The sequence below is a fragment of the Streptomyces fuscigenes genome (genome assembly GCF_021556455.1).
Taxonomy (GTDB): domain Bacteria; phylum Actinomycetota; class Actinomycetes; order Streptomycetales; family Streptomycetaceae; genus Streptomyces; species Streptomyces fuscigenes.
The window spans coordinates 17,433-34,854 of record NZ_JAKGCV010000015.1 but is presented as its reverse complement, the minus strand read 5'-3'; the positions used below and the strand labels follow the sequence as shown (position 1 = coordinate 34,854).

The following is a 17,422-nucleotide window of genomic DNA, read 5'->3' as shown; positions in this document are numbered from 1 at the left end:
CGTCCGCCGCCTCCTCGGCCGGCTCCGGCGCACTCGGCGACGCGGGGCCGGGGCGCTCGGATGTCGCCGGGCCCACGGGCGCCGGGCACCGCTCGCCCGGCAGGGAGGCGTCGGCCGCCCTCGCCGGTGACGGGCCGGCGGGCTGTTCGGCCCGGTGTTCGGGTCGACGGCGGGTGTCGGGGTCTTCTTCCGCGGGGCGGCGTGGGGCGGCGTCCCGCTCCGTGCGGTGTCGCGTGTCGGGGTTCTGTTCCGTGGGGCGGTCCGTCTCGGGGGCCTGCTCCCTGGGGTGGCGCGTGTCGGCGTCCTGTTCCATGGGGCGGCGCGTGCTGGGGTTCTGTTCCCTGGGGCGGCGCGCGCCGGGGTTCTGTTTCGTGCTGTGGCCCGCGTCGGGATCCTGGTCCGTTCGACGGCTTGCGGCACGGGCCCGTTCCGTACCGCGGCGGGTGCCGGTGCCGGTGCCGGCGCCGGGATCGGCGCACGGTCGCGGCCGGTTCGTGCCGGAGAAATGGTCGTCGCGATCCTGGGTGTCTCCTGCTTGCGGCATCGATTGCTTCCCCCTGACTGCGTGACTCGTGTCCCGCGGGGCCTCGCGATCCCACGCCCCCGCCGGCCCCTTGTCACCGGCTTCCCGCAGCCGCGTCTCCGTCACCTGCTTCCCGCCGGCGGTTCCGCGCCACCGGCTTCCCCCGGTTCCCGACCTCCGGCTCCCCCGGTTCCCGGCCGCCGGCTTCTCGCGGGCCCGGGCCGACGGCTTCCACGAGTACCCCGCTCCCGGTTCGCCGGACTTCCCTCCTCCCCGGCCTCCCCGGCCTCCCCGGCCTCCCCGGCCTTCCCGCCTTCAGGCTCCCGATGTCCTGGCTGCCTGGCCTCCCGCCCTTCCGGTGATGAGGGTTCGGTCACCGGTTCGTGTGGGCCGTCGCCGCGCTGCCGGCCGACGGCTGCGGCGCGTAGCGCATTGGCCTCCGGTTACCCTCTTCGACATGCGGATTCACGTCGTCGACCACCCACTGGTCGCGCACAAGCTGACCACCCTGCGCGACCGGCGCACCGACTCGGCCACGTTCCGTCGCCTCGCCGACGAGCTGGTCACCCTGCTCGCGTACGAGGCCACGCGCGACGTGCGCACCGAGCAGGTCGACATCGAGACGCCCGTCACCACGACGACCGGCGTGAAGCTGTCGTACCCCCGGCCCCTCATCGTGCCGATCCTGCGCGCCGGCGTCGGCATGCTCGACGGCATGATCCGGCTGCTGCCGAGCGCCGAGGTGGGCTTCATCGGGATGATTCGCGACGAGGAGACGCTCCAGGCGTCGACGTACGCGAACCGGCTGCCGGCCGACCTCTCCGGCCGGCAGGTCTACGTGGTCGACCCCATGCTCGCCACGGGCGGCACGCTCGTCGCCGCGATCAGGGAGCTGATCGAGCGGGGCGCCGACGACGTCACGGCCGTCGTGCTGCTGGCCGCGCCCGAGGGTGTCGAGACGATGGAGCGCGAGCTCGCGGGCGCGCCGGTCACCGTCGTGGCCGCCGCGGTGGACGAGCGCCTCAACGAGAACGGCTACATCGTGCCGGGCCTCGGCGACGCGGGCGACCGGCTGTACGGCACCTCCGGCTGACGTCCCCCTCCGGCTGACGGCCCCTTCGGCTGACGGCCCCTCCGGCTGACGCCCCCGACTCCTTCGCGCCTCTCGTACGGCGGCTCTCTTTCGGGGCGGCTCTTTCGGGCGGCTCGCTCTCGACGGACGGTGAGCCTCACGGACGGCCGGCATCGGTGATCGCGGAGTTCATCGGCGGCCGGTGCCAGTGACGGCGAGCCTCAGGGGCGGCGGCGGGCCCGGCCCTCAGGCTCCACGGCCGCCGCGGATCTTGCATGCTCCACCGACCCAGCGGGTCCTGCCGGCTCGGCCGGCTCGGCCGGCTGACGGGCTCCGCGGGAACGCGGCCGGATCAGCCCTTCGCGGCCGAGCCCGCAGCCGTCTTGTCGCCGGCCTTCGTCGCGTGCCGGGTGCCGCTCTGCGTGCAGCCGGGCTTGAGCGTCGGCTGGGAGAGGGAGGCCAGCTGCGTGTCCGCGACCTTCTGGACCGTCAGGGACTGGAAGGCGCCGCCGATGATGAGGTCGACGTCCTTACCGGTCCTGCTGTCCGTCTTCGGCGTGGCGCCCTTCAGCTGGGTGCCGAGCACGCTGAACGTTCCGTTGGACGCACCCTGCCCGCCCAGCAGTACGGCCGACCCCGGCACCTTCTTGTCGTATGCGGCCGGAGCGTTGCCCACCTTGCCGATGACGAAGCCGCGCTTCTTCAGCGCGTCCGCCGTCTGCTGCGCGAGGCCGCTGCGCGTCGTCGCGTTGTAGACGTTGACGGTGATCTGACCCGGCTTCGGCAGGGTCTTCGCCGGGAGGGTAGCGGGTTTGCAGTTCGGCTTCTTCGCCGCGACGGCCTTGTCCGCGTCGCCCGAGAACACGTGGATGAGCTGCTGGGTCCCCCAGCCGACGAGCCCGAGGACGACCACGGCCGCGACCACCGCGAAGACGGTTCGGCTCCGGCGGCGGGGGCGGTGCATGCGGGGGTACTTGTCGCCCGTGATGCGGTACTTCCCGCCGAGCCCAGGGGGAGTGAGCATGCTCATGAGCGCAGCGTAGTGCGCGCCATGAGTGATTCCTACTAAACGATCAACGGATAGCTCGGTCGGCGCGGTGATTGCCCCCGAAAGGACCAGTGGACCTGGCAGGGGGACATCACGGGAGCCGGGTATTGAACGAGTCCGAAGGCGCCCGCTGAGGTGTTGAGCCCACGGGCCCGAACCGAGAGTACGGGCTCAGGCACGCGCAACCGGTGCCGACGCGAACCGCTGCAGAGGCCCACCGGGCCGATGCGAACCGCGGGCATGGGCCGGTCGACGTGAATTGCGGGCGCGAACCGGGGCCGCCGCGAACCGCAGGGGTGAGTCGGGTCGACGCGACGCACGAGCCGCCGGGGAGGACGTTCGGGCCCTGGTGCAGCCGAGTACCGACAGGGCATGCGCGGTGGCGGGACGCCGGGGAGCTTGCTGGTTGACCGGAGGTCGGGCGTCAGCCCGTTTCGAGTTCGAGCACGCGTGCGTGCAGGACCTGGCGCTGCTGGAGCGCGGCCCGCACGGCCCGGTGCAGCCCGTCCTCCAGGTAGAGGTCGCCCTGCCACTTCACGACGTGCGCGAACAGGTCGCCGTAGAAGGTCGAGTCCTCGGCGAGCAGCGTCTCCAGATCCAGCTGGCCCTTGGTGGTCACGAGCTGGTCGAGGCGGACCGGGCGCGGCGCGACGTCCGCCCACTGCCGGACTGACTCCCGGCCGTGAGCGGGGTACGGCCGCCCGTTTCCGATGCGCTTGAAGATCACACGGAAAGCCTACCGGGCGAGCGGGTCCGGGCGCAGCCTGCTCGACAGGGTGCAAAGGTGACGTCCCGTGATGAAAAGGGAGTAAGAATGAGCGGAACTGCGCCCTCCGGTAACCTTTCGGACACTTCCGCAGCCACGATCGCCACGGCGTACGACTTCGTGGGCCCTGCCATCGACCTCGGCGCGCTGCTCCGCGACGGGACGGTCCGGGCCGAGACGGCCGTCCGCATGCCGCTCGGAGCACTGACCCGCCACGGTCTCGTCGCGGGTGCGCCCGGGACCGGCAGGACGAGAACCCTCCAGCTGATGGCCGAACAGCTCTCCGCCCGGGGTGTACCCGTGTTCCTCGCGGGCCCGAAGGGCGGCCCGCCGTGGATCCCCGTACCGGGTGTGTCAGACGGGTCGGGTGCGGCCGGAGAAACGGGCCCGTCGGGCGGATCGGCTGTGCCGGGCGTGGCCTGTGAAACGAGCCCGTCGGGCGGATCGGTTGTGCCGGGCGTGGCCTGTGAAACGAGCCCGTCGACCGGATCGGGCGCGGCAGGCGGGGTGGGTGAGGCGGCCGGGCCGGCGGTGTCGGGTGAGCCGTCGGTGCCGGGCGAGCCGTCGGTGCCGGATGGGCCGTCGGTGTCGGGCGAATCGGAGGCGGTGGACGGGCCGGCGCAGTCGGGCGGGTCGGAGGCGTCGGGTGCGGCAGGCTCGGTGGACGGGCCGGCCGGCGGGGTCGGGGAGCGGATCGCGGAAATCGACCGGAACCGGCCCCCGTCCGGCCCGCCCGCCGCGTACCTCGCGCTGGGCGGCGCGGGCTCCGGCCTCCCGGTGCGGGCCACGGTCACGAGCTTCGGACCCGTCCTGCTCGCCAGGGCCCTCGGCCTCGACAGCGCCCAGGGCCAAGCGCTCGGTCTGATCTTCCGCTACGCCGATGCCAGGGGCGTCGAACTCGTCGGCCTCGCCGACCTGCGAGCCGTCGTCGCGTTCCTCGTCTCGCGAAGCGGACGCGACGAGCTCCGGACCCTCGGCGGGATCTCGACCGCCACGGCCGGGGCCCTTCTGCGCTCTCTCGCCGCGCTGGAGCAGCAGGGCGCGGGGGACTTCTTCGGCGCGCCCGGGTTCGACACGGCGGAACTGCTGCGCGTCCCCGAAGGCCGGGGCGTCGTCGCCGTGCTGGAACCGTGCGCCGTACGGAACCACCCGCACCTGCTCCCGGCGATCCTCATGTGGCTCCTGGCCGACCTGTTCCACAGGCTGCCGGAGTCCGAGGACGGTGAACGGCCCCGGCTCGTCGGGACGCCGACCTGGTTTTCCGCGGCGCGTCGGCGACCTTCCTGGAGTCGGTCGCCCGGACCCTGCGTTCCCTGCGCTCCAAAGGGGTGGGCGTCTTCTTCGTGACACGGTCGGCCGGAGACGTGCCCCTGGACGTGCTGGCCCGGCTCGGAAACCGCGTGCAGCACGCCATGCGCGCCGCTACCGCCGAGGACGCGGAGGCGCTGCGCGCGACCGTACGCACGTTCCCCACGCCTGCCCGTGACCTGGAAGCGGTGCTCGCGGGGCTCGCCCCGGGCGAGGCCGTCGTGACCGTGCTCGGCGAGAACGACGTTCTGACGCCCGCCGTCGTGACGCGGCTTCATACGCGCACGTCCCGGATGAGTCCGCCAGGGCAGGACGCGCTGAACGCAACCGTCCACGAGCCACCGCCGCACGCCGCGCACGCCACGGACACCCGCGCCGCGGGCCGCGATGCGAGCACGTCCGCCGACGAGGGACTGACGGTGGAGCAGCGGACGGCCGAGGACAACGCGAAACGAGCCGCACGCGAAGTCGATCGCGCCCACGTCGTCGAAGGGGTCGATCCCGCCCACGAGATCGAAGGCACTGAGGTGGCCGCGCGGGGTCAGAGACGCGACGGGGCCCGTGCGGCGGAGAGGACGGACGCCGAACGCTCCGACGACGGCGCACGGCATCGGGACGGGCGAGTCCAGGAGCCACCCGCGGGGCGCGAGGCGCCGGGCAGCCCAGTCTTCGCCTCCCTGGCCCGATCGGGCGGAGCCCCGGTCGGGCCGGCGATCACGCGCTCCCTGTTCGGCACGTCCGCCAAGCGCTGATCACCCCTCAGCTCAACCTTCCAGCACGCCCCACCTGGTCGCTCACCCCTCGGCGCAGCTCCCTCGGCGTTCCTCTCCCAGCATTCTTCTGTCAGCGTTCCTCTGCCAGCGCTCCTTTCTCTGTCCTGAGCCGCCCTCTGCGTCCCTCTCCCCGGAGCCCGGCCCCTCAGCCCACCACCCCCTTCAGGTCCTGTGCGTACCTGCCGACCGCGTTCGCCACCACGTCGATGTTGGTGTCCAGCGCCTTCGTGTCCACGTTCGACAGGTCGTCGCAACGCCGGTGGTAGCAGGGGTCGTAGGGGACGCCCGCCCTGCCGCCGTACCGGGCGGCCTCGGCGCGGGTTTTGATCCCCTCGGCTCCCGTGAAGGCCCCGCCCGCGGGTATTCCGGCGAGAAGGAACGGCTCGTAGTCCGAGCGGGCGTCGAACTGTGTCGGCTGGTGCGGAACGCCCCTGTGGTCCAGGTAGCTCGTGATCCCCCTTTCCAGCGCCGCCGAGCCGGTCGGGCCCGGCCCGGTGCCGGCGGGGTCCGAGCCGTCGCCGTCGTAGACCAGTTCCGCCGGGTTCGGCGAGGCGATCATGTCGAAGTTCAGGTACAGCGCTATGTCCCGTCGTTGCGCGGCGCTGAGCCCGCCCACGTAGTCCCGCGAGCCGAGCAGACCGAACTCCTCGGCGGACCACCAGGCGAACCGCACCCGGTGCGCGAGACGGGCATGGGTGTGCGCCAGCGCGAGCGCGACGTCGAGCAGCCCGGCGGAACCGGACCCGTTGTCGTTGATGCCGGGGCCTGCGGGCACCGAGTCGAGATGCGCGCCCAGCATGACCGTGCGCTTCGCGTCGCCGCCCGGCGTCTCGGCGATCACGTTGCGCGTGGTGCGCCGTCCGCTCACCTCGCGCACGTCCAGCGTGGCCCGGACCGCGGGCCTGCCGTCGTGCCCGGCCCGGGCAGCCTCCCGCGCCAGCTTCTCCCCGTCCCGCCGGGCCATCGCACCGACCGGTATCCGCGCCGACGAAGGGTCGCCGAGGGACGCGGTCAGCGGCCCGTCGACGTTGTTGTAGACGAGGAGCGCGACGGCTCCGGCCCCCGCGGCGGCCCGCTGCTTCACGGAGAGGTCGCATCCGCCGCGTTCGGCCAGGACGACGGCGCCCCGGTAGTGGTCGCGCCCGCCCGCCGCGTAGTCCCCGGCCGCGCAGCCCGTCCTCGCCCCCTCGGGCGTGGCGGCGACCCTGGCCGTGACGCCGCCCTTCGGCGTGGGCCTGGCGGAGCGCACGGCGCTCACCGGCACCTGGTGGCGCTCCGGATCGGTGATCGTCAGCCGCTGCGCGGCCGGTCCGGTGTAGGTGAAGGTGAAGGGCTCGTACGAGACGCGGTAGCCGGCCGCCTTGAGCTTGCCGTACACGTACGCGGCGGACCTGTCGAACCCCTCGGTGCCCGCGGCCCTCGTGCCGCCCGACGTGCCGGCGATCCGCTGGAACTCGCGGAGGAACCGCATCGCCCCGCCGGCCGTCGACGCCCGCACGAGCCGGCCGGAGAGCTGGGCCGCGTCCCCCGCCGCATCGCCGGTGGCGCCCCCGGAGCCCGAGGCGGCCGAGGCCGGCAGCGCCGACGCCACCAGTACCAGCAGCGCCATGATCGCGGTGATCAACGCCGATCTTCGGTGCGCGGGAGTCACCGGGCCCGCGCGGGCAGCGGCGCGCGGACCGGCACGGGCCGGGCCGCGCGGGCAGGGGGCAGCCCCGCCGCGGCCGCCGCTTTCTCCGTGGGCGGCCGCCCGCACCTCGCGTGAGCCGTGCCCGGCGGCCGGCTTGGCGCCCCCAGGTCGCATGCAGCGCCGGCCCACGGGGCCTCCCCGGAGCGGGCTCCGCCCGTTCACAGCGCTCCCCTTTCGCGTGTTCCGCCTGCTCACGGCGTCTCCTTCTTCGGCGCCGCGGCCTTCGCGGCCCGTTTCGCCTCCTGCTTGAAGGCGCGCACCTGCGCGAGCGATTCGGGGCCGGTGATGTCGGCGGCAGAGCGGTGGGACCCCTCGTCCCCGTAGTGCCCCGCGGCCTCGCGCCACCCGGCGGGGCGCACGCCGAGCCGCTTGCCGAGCAGCGCGAGGAAGATCTGCGCCTTCTGCTTCCCGAAGCCGGGCAGTTCATTGAGCCGCCGCAGCGCGTCCCTGCCGTCCGACGCCCCCTCCCACACGGCCGTCACGTCCCCGTCGTACGTGTCGACCAGGTACTGGCACAGCTGCTGCACGCGTCGGGCCATCGACGAGGGATACCGGTGCAGGGCCGGTTTCCGCGCGAACAGGTCGGTGAACGCCTCGGGCTCGTACGCGGCGATCTCCCGCGCGTCCAGATCGTCTGCGCCCATGCGGGCGGCGAGCGTGTAGGGGCCCGTGAACGCCCATTCCATGGGGATCTGCTGGTCCAGCAGCATGCCGACCAGGGCAGCCAGCGGGCTGCGGCCGAGCAACTCGTCGGCCTCGGGATTCTGCGCGATGCGGAGGGTGTGCCTGGTGTCGCTCATGCGGCCATCGTCACCCGGCCGGGCGCGGCCCGCAGAAAGTTGTCCACAGCCCCGATGTGCTCATATGACTGTTCTGTGGTGCGGGTGGCGGACACCCGGCGGGGGTAATGCTGAGCCGACCGGGTGGCTCGGAGGGGGGCGGTCTTCTGCGGTTTTCCGGGGCTCTCGGCCCCCGGATCCCCCGAACGGCTCATTCCGGCGCAGCAGATTTTCCTCGCCGAACCGTCGGAAAGGCCGCGCGCCCGTGACACAGCCTTTTGAACTGCCGGATTTCTACATGCCGTATCCGGCCCGGCTCAATCCCCACCTGGAGGAGGCGAGGGAGCACACGCGGCACTGGGCCCGTGCCATGGGGATGCTGGAGGGCTCAGGGATCTGGGAGGAGAAGGACCTCGAGGCCCACGACTACGGCCTGCTGTGCGCCTACACGCACCCCGACTGCGACGGCCCCGAGCTCTCCCTCGTGACCGACTGGTACGTGTGGGTCTTCTTCTTCGACGACCACTTCCTGGAGGCGTTCAAGCGAGACCGGGACCGCGAGGGCGGCAAGGCGTACCTGGACCGGCTGCCCGCCTTCATGCCCATGGACCTGTCCGACGGCTTCCCGGAGCCGGTCAATCCGGTGGAGGCCGGCCTCGCCGACCTGTGGGCCCGCACGGTCCCGAGCATGTCACTGGACTGGCGGCGGCGGTTCGCCACGAGCACGGAGAACCTGCTCAACGAGTCGCTCTGGGAGCTGTCGAACATCGACGCCGACCGGGTGGCGAACCCGGTCGAGTACATCGAGATGCGCCGCAAGGTAGGTGGCGCGCCCTGGTCCGCCGGCCTCGTGGAGTACGCGGTGGGCGCCGAGATCCCCGCCGAACTCGCCGGTACCCGCCCCCTGCACGTGCTGCGGGACACGTTCTCCGACGCGGTCCACCTGCGCAACGACCTGTTCTCGTACCAGCGGGAGGTGGAGGAGGAGGGCGAACTCAGCAACGGCGTGCTGGTGCTGGAGACCTTCCTCGGCTGCGGCACGCAGGAGGCGGCCGACGCCGTCAACGACCTGCTGACGTCGCGGCTGCAGCAGTTCGACAACACGGCCCTGACCGAACTCGGGCCCCTGTTCGCGGAGACCGGCACTCCACCCAAAGGCGTCGCCGACACCCTCGCCTACGTCAAGGGTCTCCAGGACTGGCAGTCCGGCGGCCACGAGTGGCACATGCGCTCCAGCCGCTACATGAACGGCGGCGGGCCGCAGGACGCCGTGCCGCCGATGCCCGGCGGCGGACTCGCCGGACTGTACGGGGCCCGGTTCTCCATGACGCCCGCAGGGCTCGGCACGGCCGCGTCGAGCTTCCTGAAGACGCTCACAGCCGGGGGCGACGCCCGGTTGCGCAGCCATTCGCGCGTGCTCTTCGAGGAGGTGGGCCCCTCGATCGTGCCGGACCTCGACATGCCGTTCACTCCGGCGCTGAGCCCGCATCTGGACGCCTCGCGCGAGCACGTCGTGGACTGGGCCCATCGCATGGGCATGCTGCGCGCGCAGCCCGGTGTGCCGAACTCCGACGTCTGGTCCGAACGGCGGCTGCGCCGCATCGACCTGCCGCTGTGCGCCGCGGGCATCCACCCGGACGCCGCGCCGGAGGAACTCGACCTGACCTCGGACTGGCTGGCCTGGGGTACGTACGGCGACGACTACTACCCCGTCGTCCACGGGACGACTCGCGATGTCGCGGGCGCGAAGGCGTGCAACGAGCGGCTCCGGCTCTTCATGCCGCTGGACCTCGCGCCGCCACCGCCCCCGGCGAACGCTCTGGAACGCGCCCTCGGCGACCTGTGGATCAGGACGGCCGGGTCGATGAACGGCGCCGGGCGGCGGACGTTCCGCAAGGCGGTGGACGACATGATCGACGCCTGGGTGTGGGAACTGGCCAACCAGGCGCAGAACCGTGTCCCCGACCCGGTCGACTACATCGAGATGCGGCGCAGGACGTTCGGCTCCGACCTGACGATGAGCCTGTGCCGGATCGGCCTCGGCGACACCGTCCCCCAGGAGGTGCTGGACAGCGGGACCGTGCTGGCGATGCAGAACGCGGCGCAGGACTACGCGTGCCTGCTCAACGACGTCTTCTCGTACCAGAAGGAGATCCAGTACGAGGGCGAGGTGCACAACGGCGTCCTCGTGGTGCAGAACTTCTTCGACTGCGACTACCCGGCCGCCCTGCGCATCGTCGGTGACCTCATGCGGGGCAGGATGCGCCAGTTCCAGCACCTGGTGGCCCACGAGCTGCCCGTGACCTGCGCCGACTTCGAGCTGGACGGCGCGGCGCGCGCCGCGCTCGCCGGATACGTGAAGGAACTGGAGAACTGGCTCTCCGGCATCCTCGTCTGGCACGAGGGCTGCCACCGCTACACCGAGGCCGATCTGCTGGAGGACCATCCGCAACGGCGCCTGCTGCCCCCCGCCCCCACGGGCCTCGGGACCTCGGCGGTGCGGATCCGGCTGCCGTCACAGAGGCAGGGTGCGGAGGCGGGAGCGCCCGGGTCCGCCGTCGGCGCGGACACGTCCGCGCCGGGCGAGGAATCCGGCACGGTTCTCACGGATGTCTGCACGGATGCCCGCGCGGATGGCGCGCGGCCGCCGTACGCCGTGCCGGTACCGGGGGGCTTCCCGTCGCTGCCCGCGCGATGGGGATCGGCGCCCGGTTGCGTGCCGGCTCCGAGGACGTGATCTCCGGCGTGCCGTGAGCGGGGGTGGGCGGCGCTGCGGCGGACCGATCCGGGCCCCGGTGCCCGGCGGAGCAGCCGGGGCCGGGGCCGTGGCGTCCGAACGTCCGAACGGAGCACCCGGGGCCGGGGGCCGTGGCGTCCGCACGGATCAACTGAGGCCGGGGCCGGGGCCGGGGCCGGGGCCGGGGCCGGGGCCGGGTCGGGGTCGGGGTCGTGGCGTCCGGCGCAGGGCCGCCCGCCAGATTTGCTGTCTGTTGGTAGGACCTTTTTCTGCGAATATCTTGCAACAACGCGCGGACGGCATCAAAGTGGCGGAGGCAGATGGCTTACCCGTGCCCGAAAGATGAGGTCCGCCACCGTGTACACCAGCTCGGACTCCGCCCCTCCCGCGACCGTGGGCGGCGGCTCACGTACGCGCCGCATACGCGCGTCGATGAGCCGCAAGGAGTGGTCGCGCCTCGGCGGGATGGCCGCGTTCATCCTGGCGCTGCACGTCATCGGATGGTTCACCCTCGTCGCGATCGTCGCTCCCGAGCACTACAGCATCGGCACCAAGTCGTTCGGCATCGGCATCGGCGTCACCGCGTACACCCTCGGCATGCGGCACGCGTTCGACGCGGACCACATCGCCGCCATCGACAACACCACGCGCAAGCTCATGGGCGAGGGCAAGCGCCCGCTGTCGGTGGGCTTCTGGTTCTCGCTCGGCCACTCCAGCATCGTCTTCGGGCTCGCGTTCCTGCTGGCGCTCGGCATGAAGGCGCTCGCGGGGCCGGTGCAGAACGACAACTCCAGTCTCCACAACACCACCGGCATCATCGGCACCAGCGTCTCCGGCGCGTTCCTCTACCTGATCGCAACGATCAACATCGTGCTGCTCGTGGGCATCTGGAAGGTGTTCCGCCAGATGCGCTCGGGGGTCTTCGACGAGGACGCTCTGGAGGAGCAGCTCAACAAGCGCGGGCTCATGAACCGCCTGCTGGGCCGCGTGATGAAGTCCATCACCAAGCCCTGGCAGATGTACCCGCTGGGCCTGCTGTTCGGCCTCGGGTTCGACACCGCCACCGAGATCGCCCTGCTCGTGCTCGCCGGCTCCGGTGCGGCCTCCGGGCTGCCCTGGTACGCGATCCTCTGCCTGCCCGTCCTGTTCGCGGCCGGCATGTCGCTGCTCGACACGATCGACGGCTCGTTCATGAACTTCGCGTACGGATGGGCCTTCTCGAAGCCCGTCCGCAAGGTCTACTACAACCTGACCATCACCGGACTGTCCGTGGCGGTCGCGGTCCTCATCGGCACCGTCGAGCTGCTCGGCCTGCTCGCCGACAAGCTGGGCCTGCACGGCGGCTTCTGGGACTGGGTAGGCGGGCTGGACCTGAACATCGTCGGCTTCGTCATCGTCGGGCTGTTCTTCGTGACCTGGCTGGGCGCCATCGCCGTCTGGAAGTTCGGGCGCATCGAGGAGAAGTGGACGTCCGGACTGCGCCCGGCGGAGGGCGAACCGGCCAGAGGCTCCGGGAACTGACCGGGCCGCAGGGACACCCGCGGGGCTTGCTCGACGCCGCCAAGGGCGGAGCCACACCGTGCCGGCGCGCCCCTGTCCGCACTGCTCCGACCGGCCACTGCTCCCTCCCGCAGGGCGCGGACCGACCGCCTGGCCGCTCCGTCCCGCCGAGGCGGTCCGAAGCAGTCGAAGCGGCCGGTCCGCCGGGGCCTCAGCCCCGCGCCTCGGCCAGGAACTCGCGGATCCGGGCCGCCGGCGCCGGGCCGGCCTTCTGCTCCGCGAACGAGGCGCCGGGGTTTTGCGCGTAGGGCGCACCGTAGGGCGGGGTGCCCGGCTGGTAGAACCGGCCCTCGGCCAGCGGGCCGGCGTCCACCACGTCGTAACCGAGGATGTCGAGCAGCTCGGTGGCGTGGCGCTTGGCGTCGGCGTCGTCGCCGGCGATCGGCAGCGCGGTGCGGTCCGCCGCGCCCGTCGGCCGGCCCAGGACCCCGAGATGCTTGAAGAAGATGTTGTTGAACGCCTTCACGACGTGGGCCGAGTCGCCGAGGTACTGCTGGAGCAGTTCGCTGCTGGTCGTCGAGCCGTCGTCCAGGGCCTCGATCTGCCCGTCGCGCTGCGGGTAGTAGTTGTTCGTGTCGATGACGGTCTTGCCGGCGAGCGGCTCGCGCGGCAGTGACGTGTACGCCTTGAGCGGGATCGTCACGACGACCCAGTCGCCGGCCGCCGCTGCCTCGGCCGGCGTCGCCGCCCTGGCGTGGGCGCCGAGCTCGGCGACCTTGTCCGCCAGGGTCTCCGGCCCGCGCGAATTGCTGAGCACGACGTCGAGGCCGCCGTCGACGGCGAGACGGGCGAGCGTCCCGCCGATGAATCCACTTCCGATGAGTCCCAAAGTAGCCATGATCGATAGAACCCCGCGGGCATCGGATGTCTTCCACGACACACCGCGACGGCCGGCCGGGCACCGACGGCGGCCCGGTCGGCGGCGGTTGCACGCCCTAGGCTGACCGGGCGCGCCGGCCTCAGGGGCGGGCGGTTCAGCCGAGGGGAGCAGGGCGCATGGACACGCGAGCGGCCGGGGGCCACGCACCCGCGAGGAAACCCTTCCTCTACGTGGTCGTCTGCGCGGCGGGGAACGCGGGCGAGGTGGGCCGGCTCATCTCCGCTGCCCAGCAGGGCGGCTGGGACGTCGGCGCCGTCGCGACCCCGCAGGGCCTCGGCTTCATCGACGCGGCCGCGATCGAGGCGCAGACGGGATATCCGATCCGGTCCGCCTGGCGCAAGCCGGGGGAGCCGCGTCCCCTGCCACCGCCTGACGCCATCGCGGTGGCGCCCGCGACGTTCAACACCATCAACAAGTGGGCCGCGGGTCTGTCGGACACACTTGCGGTCGGCATCCTCTGCGAGGCGTACGGCATGGGCATCCCGATCGCGGCGTTGCCCTGCCTCAACAGCGCGCAGGCCGCGCATCCCGCGTACGGGCAGAGCCTGGAGCGGCTGCGGTCGATGGGGGTGCTCATCGGGTCGTACGAGCCCAACACCCCGCGGTCCGAGGGTGGCACGGGAGCGTTCCGGTGGGAGGAGGCACTGGAGTTGCTCGCACCACTGGTGCCGTCCTGCCAGGATGTTTCACGTGGAACACGATGAGGGGCCGTTCGACACACCCGCTCAGGCCGCTCTGGCCGAGTCCTTCGAAGGGCAGCGGCGGCGCCTGACCGCGGTCGCCTTCCGCATCCTCGGGTCGTCGGCGGAGGCAGAGGACGCCGTGCAGGAGGCCTGGCTCCGCCTCGCCCGGCACGGCGACGAGGACATCGAGAACCTCGACGCATGGCTGACCACCGTCGTGGGACGCATCTGCCTGAACATGCTGCGTGCACGGGCGAATCGCCGGGAGGAGCCGCTGGACACCGGGCTGGAGCCGGGCCGCGCCGGTGGCGCACCGGACACCGCCGGGGCTCTTGCGGCCGGCAGCCGCGGTGGCCTCGGCGGGGGCGGGAGCGCGGCGGAGCAGGGACCGGAGGAGCACGCCCTGCTGATCGACTCGGTGGGGCTGGCGCTGCTGGTCGTGCTCGACACGCTCGGGCCCGCGGAACGCCTCGCCTTCGTCCTGCACGACATGTTCGGGGTGCCGTTCGAGGACATCGCACCGGTCGTGGAACGCGGCCTGCCGGCCACGCGCCAGCTCGCGAGCCGTGCGAGAAGGCGGGTACGGGCCTCTTCCACGCTGCCCGAAACGGACATCACGCGGCAGCGGCCGGTGGTCGAGGCCTTCCTCACGGCGGCGCGTGACGGCGACTTCGAGGCGCTGCTCGCCGTCCTCGCGCCGGACGTCGTGCTGCGCGCCGACGCGACGGCCCTGCGTACGGGCGCCACGTCCACCCGTGGCGCTGCCGCCGTGGCCACGTCCTTCCTGGGGCAGGCGCGTGGCGCGTTCCCCGCTCTGCTGGACGGGACGATCGGGCTCGCGTGGGCGCCCGGCGGGCGGCCCCGTGCCGTCATCGCGTTCACCGTCGGCCTCGACGGCCGGGTGGCCGGGATCGACGTGCTCGCCGATCCCGACCGCCTGGAAGGCCTCTACGTGGAGCTCAGGACCGAGTTGGGACGCTGAGGCCCGTACGCGCCGCGCGGGTCGGCGCCCTGGGGAGCCGGTCCTCGCGCCAGGCCGGTCCGTATGCGAGGGGCCGCCCGGCCGGCCGTCCGTACCCGAGGACCGACGGGTCAGCTCGCGTCGGAGGGTGCGGAGGCGACCTGGAAGAGGCCGGTGACGTTCCCGTTCGCGTCGCGGACCGTGGCCGTCAGATTCCCGCCGCCCACGTCCTGCGGCTTCTGCACGATCTCGGCGCCCGCGGCGGCCAGTGCCTCCAGCCGGGCCGCGATGTCGGGCACGTGCCAGAAGACGGTCGGACCGGTCAGGCCCTTGTCGTGCCCGTTCGGGTCGAGCCCGACGTCCTGGCCGTCCGCGTCGAACGCCGCGTAGTAGCTCTCGTCGATGTACGGCTCGGTGCCGCCCAGCAGGGCGCGGAACGTGTCCTTCGCCTTCGTCATGTCGTGCACGGGATAGATGATCGTCTTGATGCCGCGGGGCTGGTCGGCCATGGTGCGCTCCTTCGGTGCGACCGCGGGCGTCTGCCGCGCCCGCGGTGTCAGGGGTCTCGAACATGTTCTTCACCCCTGCGACCCGCGGGCCGCACGCGATGTGACAGGCCCCGCCCATTCGGCCGAGGGTCCGCCGGAAACGCCCTGGGAGACCGGTGCGCTCATGCCCGCGGTCGGGCGGCCGGGGCCTTGACGCGGCGGGGTCCCGGAGAGCCACCGCTCCCGTACGGGCGATTCCGGCACCGGCCCGGGCCGACCGGCCGAAGGGTGCCGGTAAGGGCGGGTGTGGCAGGGCTGCGGAGGACTGCCGCTCAGCCGCCCACGACCATCCAGCCGAGGACGCTGGTCGACTGGAGGTAGACGATCAGGCAGAGCCCCAGCAGCATCACGACGCTCCAGCCGAAGACCCGCCGGAACAGCGTGCCCTCCGCACCCACCACCCCGACCGCCGCCGTCCCGATCGCCAGGTTCTGCGGCGAGATCATCTTCGCCAGCACCCCGCCGGTGGTGTTGGCCGCGCCGAACAGGATCGGCGAGGCGTGGAGCTGGTGCGCGGCCGTGAGCTGCAGACCCCCGAACAGCGCGTCGGAGCCCGCGTCCGTACCCGTCACCGCCACCCCGAACCAGCCGACGAGCGGGGAGAGGAACGCGAACACGGCGCCCGTCTGCGCCAGCCAGATGCCGAGCGTGGTGATCTGGCCGGACAGGTTCATCACGTACGACAGCGCGAACACGCACAGCACCGTGAAGATCGCCCAGCCGAACTGGGCGATGGTCGCTCCGTACACGCGGAGCGCCTTCAGGGGGCTCAACCGCAGGACGAGCGTCGTCAGCCACGCCGGAGACGAACAGCAGCGTGCCCGCCGTCGACGCCCAGGGCACGGAGAACACCGTCGCCACGGGGGCGCCGCCGCTCGTCGTGATGTGGGCGAGCCCGGGCCACTGGAAGCTCGCCGTACCCTGTGCGAGCCACGTCTTGATCGGCCCGATCTGCGCGAGCGAGAACAGCACCACGACGATCAGGTACGGGGCGAACGCCACGTACACGTCCCGCCGCGAGTCCCCGCCCTCGGGCCGGCCCGCGCGCCGCTCGGCGACCGGGTCGTGGTCCACCGCGCCGCCGGCGATCACCGGGGGCGTGCCGGGGGCGCGGGGCGGGAGGCCGGTGCCGGCCGGCTGCCACACGCGGTTGAGTGCCACGACTGCGCCCGCCGAGACGATGGCCGCGAAGATGTCGCAGAGCTTGTAGTCCCAGTAGTTCGCCAGCGCGAACTGCGTGCCGCAGAAGGTGGCGCCCGCGGTCAGTGCGGCGGGCCAGACCTGCTTGATGGCGCGCGGTCCGTCCGCGATGGCGACCAGCAGGAACGGGACGAAGAACGCCAGAATGGGCGCCTGGCGGCCGGTCATGGCGCCGAAGTCGTCCGCGTTCAGATGGGTGACCGTGCCGAGGATGGTGATCGGATTGCCCATGCCCCCGAAGGCGACGGGTGCGGTGTCCGCGAGCAGCGCGATGACGGCGGCCTTCAGCGGCGGGAAGCCCGCGGCGATGAGCATGACCGAGCAGATCGCGATCGGCGAACCGCCCCCCGCCAGGGCCTCCATGAGGGCGCCGAAGGAGAAGGCGATCACGATGGCCTGGATGCGTTTGTCGTCGCTGATGGCGGCGAACGCCCGGCGCAGCACCGCGAAGTGGCCCGTCTCGACGGTCAGGTTGTAGATCCAGATCGCGTTGAAGGTGATCCACAGGACGGTCAGGACGCTGTTGGCGGCGCCGTAGCCGGCCGCGTCGAACGTCATGGCCGCCGGCATGCCGTACGCGAACAGCGCCACCACCAGGGACACGACGAGCGCGGCGAGCCCCGCCCACTGGGCCTTCCAGCGGAACGCGCCGAGGAGGACGAGCACGGTGAGGAGGGGGACGGCCGCGATGAGCGCGGACCAGCCGACGGATTCGACGGGAAGGTTCTGGATGTAGTGCATGAGGCCGCGCCCACCTCCGGAGTTCACGCCGCCGGTTCGCTCCCGGCGGTCGGCTCAGCCCGCCCGTGCGCGCGCCCGGCGTCCGGTGCCGGAGCAGAGCGCCGCTGCCCGGGTCCCCGGCGCCGGTGGGCACCGCGTCCGGAGGACCGTTCC

General features: G+C 72.5%; 13 protein-coding genes and 2 pseudogenes. 8 read left to right on the top strand and 7 right to left on the bottom strand.

All coding sequences use genetic code 11. The features are described from left to right. The first annotated feature begins 980 nt into the window (after positions 1-980). Positions 981-1,616, top strand: a complete 636-nt coding sequence (gene upp, locus L1885_RS03680; protein WP_235795499.1) for a uracil phosphoribosyltransferase — start codon at positions 981-983, stop codon at positions 1,614-1,616. A 331-nt stretch (positions 1,617-1,947) separates the two neighbouring features. On the opposite strand, the gene L1885_RS03675 is transcribed toward upp, so the two are convergent. Together L1885_RS03675 and L1885_RS03670 are read right to left on the bottom strand one after the other, a co-directional pair. Next, positions 1,948-2,625, bottom strand: coding sequence for a LytR C-terminal domain-containing protein (locus tag L1885_RS03675; protein WP_235795498.1), 678 nt, complete (start codon positions 2,623-2,625; stop codon positions 1,948-1,950). Between the two features lie 442 nt (positions 2,626-3,067). Continuing rightward, positions 3,068-3,370: a type II toxin-antitoxin system VapB family antitoxin gene (locus L1885_RS03670; RefSeq protein ID WP_235795497.1), complete on the bottom strand. Its 303-nt coding sequence runs from the start codon at positions 3,368-3,370 to the stop codon at positions 3,068-3,070. An 87-nt stretch (positions 3,371-3,457) separates the two neighbouring features. On the opposite strand from L1885_RS03670, the pseudogene L1885_RS29355 reads away from it, so the two are divergent. The 3 genes and pseudogenes from L1885_RS29355 to L1885_RS28800 all read left to right on the top strand — a co-directional run. After that, a pseudogene (locus L1885_RS29355) lies at positions 3,458-3,739 on the top strand (helicase HerA-like domain-containing protein); the annotation flags it as partial. A 255-nt stretch (positions 3,740-3,994) separates the two neighbouring features. Then, positions 3,995-4,756: a helicase HerA-like domain-containing protein gene (locus tag L1885_RS29350; protein ID WP_372481854.1), complete on the top strand. Its 762-nt coding sequence runs from the start codon at positions 3,995-3,997 to the stop codon at positions 4,754-4,756. Beyond that, positions 4,663-5,469, top strand: coding sequence for a helicase HerA-like domain-containing protein (locus L1885_RS28800; RefSeq protein WP_308117273.1), 807 nt, complete (start codon positions 4,663-4,665; stop codon positions 5,467-5,469). The genes L1885_RS29350 and L1885_RS28800 overlap by 94 nt, the downstream gene beginning before the upstream one ends. Positions 5,470-5,635: 166 nt before the next feature. Here the strand turns inward: L1885_RS28800 and L1885_RS03660 are convergent, their stop codons facing one another. Both L1885_RS03660 and L1885_RS03655 read right to left on the bottom strand, forming a co-directional pair. Next, the gene (locus L1885_RS03660) at positions 5,636-7,114 is read right to left on the bottom strand and encodes a M28 family metallopeptidase (protein ID WP_235795496.1); all 1,479 of its coding nucleotides are present in this window, start codon (positions 7,112-7,114) and stop codon (positions 5,636-5,638) included. Between the two features lie 257 nt (positions 7,115-7,371). Then, on the bottom strand, positions 7,372-7,980 hold the full coding sequence (locus L1885_RS03655) for an HhH-GPD-type base excision DNA repair protein (protein WP_235795495.1): 609 nt from the start codon (positions 7,978-7,980) through the stop codon (positions 7,372-7,374). Positions 7,981-8,224: 244 nt separating this feature from the next. On the opposite strand from L1885_RS03655, the gene L1885_RS03650 reads away from it, so the two are divergent. After that, positions 8,225-10,696 (top strand): terpene synthase family protein, encoded by a 2,472-nt coding sequence (locus L1885_RS03650; RefSeq protein ID WP_235795494.1) that lies wholly within the window; start codon positions 8,225-8,227, stop codon positions 10,694-10,696. Positions 10,697-11,128: 432 nt separating this feature from the next. Continuing rightward, complete coding sequence (nicT, locus tag L1885_RS03645; RefSeq protein WP_372481853.1) at positions 11,129-12,217, top strand: Nickel transporter NicT; 1,089 nt, start codon at positions 11,129-11,131, stop codon at positions 12,215-12,217. A gap of 190 nt (positions 12,218-12,407) precedes the next feature. Here nicT and L1885_RS03640 read toward each other — a convergent pair whose 3' ends face one another. Further along, positions 12,408-13,094, bottom strand: a complete 687-nt coding sequence (locus L1885_RS03640; protein WP_235795492.1) for an NADPH-dependent F420 reductase — start codon at positions 13,092-13,094, stop codon at positions 12,408-12,410. A gap of 158 nt (positions 13,095-13,252) precedes the next feature. On the opposite strand from L1885_RS03640, the gene L1885_RS03635 reads away from it, so the two are divergent. Continuing rightward, positions 13,253-13,840 (top strand): flavoprotein, encoded by a 588-nt coding sequence (locus L1885_RS03635; protein ID WP_235795491.1) that lies wholly within the window; start codon positions 13,253-13,255, stop codon positions 13,838-13,840. After that, positions 13,818-14,801 carry a sigma-70 family RNA polymerase sigma factor gene (locus L1885_RS03630; protein ID WP_372481851.1) on the top strand — a complete coding sequence of 328 codons (984 nt, stop codon included), beginning with the start codon at positions 13,818-13,820 and terminating at the stop codon, positions 14,799-14,801. Before L1885_RS03635 ends, L1885_RS03630 begins: the two co-directional genes overlap by 23 nt. A 110-nt stretch (positions 14,802-14,911) precedes the next feature. On the opposite strand, the gene L1885_RS03625 is transcribed toward L1885_RS03630, so the two are convergent. Beyond that, a complete protein-coding gene (locus L1885_RS03625; RefSeq protein ID WP_235795489.1) occupies positions 14,912-15,289 on the bottom strand; it encodes a VOC family protein in 378 nt (125 codons plus the stop codon). A gap of 311 nt (positions 15,290-15,600) precedes the next feature. After that, positions 15,601-17,269 (bottom strand): annotated as a pseudogene (locus L1885_RS03620) (L-lactate permease). Positions 17,270-17,422: the final 153 nt, after the last annotated feature.

Excerpts from the sequence above, each read along its gene's own strand:
- upp (WP_235795499.1), top strand. The coding sequence starts at position 981 with ATGCGGATTCACGTCGTCGACCACCCACTGGTCGCGCACAAGCTGACC.
- L1885_RS03675 (WP_235795498.1), bottom strand. The coding sequence starts at position 2,625 with ATGAGCATGCTCACTCCCCCTGGGCTCGGCGGGAAGTACCGCATCACG.
- L1885_RS03655 (WP_235795495.1), bottom strand. The coding sequence starts at position 7,980 with ATGAGCGACACCAGGCACACCCTCCGCATCGCGCAGAATCCCGAGGCC.
- nicT (WP_372481853.1), top strand. The coding sequence starts at position 11,129 with ATGAGCCGCAAGGAGTGGTCGCGCCTCGGCGGGATGGCCGCGTTCATC.
- L1885_RS03640 (WP_235795492.1), bottom strand. The coding sequence starts at position 13,094 with ATGGCTACTTTGGGACTCATCGGAAGTGGATTCATCGGCGGGACGCTC.
- L1885_RS03635 (WP_235795491.1), top strand. The coding sequence starts at position 13,253 with ATGGACACGCGAGCGGCCGGGGGCCACGCACCCGCGAGGAAACCCTTC.
- L1885_RS03630 (WP_372481851.1), top strand. The coding sequence starts at position 13,818 with ATGTTTCACGTGGAACACGATGAGGGGCCGTTCGACACACCCGCTCAG.
- L1885_RS03625 (WP_235795489.1), bottom strand. The coding sequence starts at position 15,289 with ATGGCCGACCAGCCCCGCGGCATCAAGACGATCATCTATCCCGTGCAC.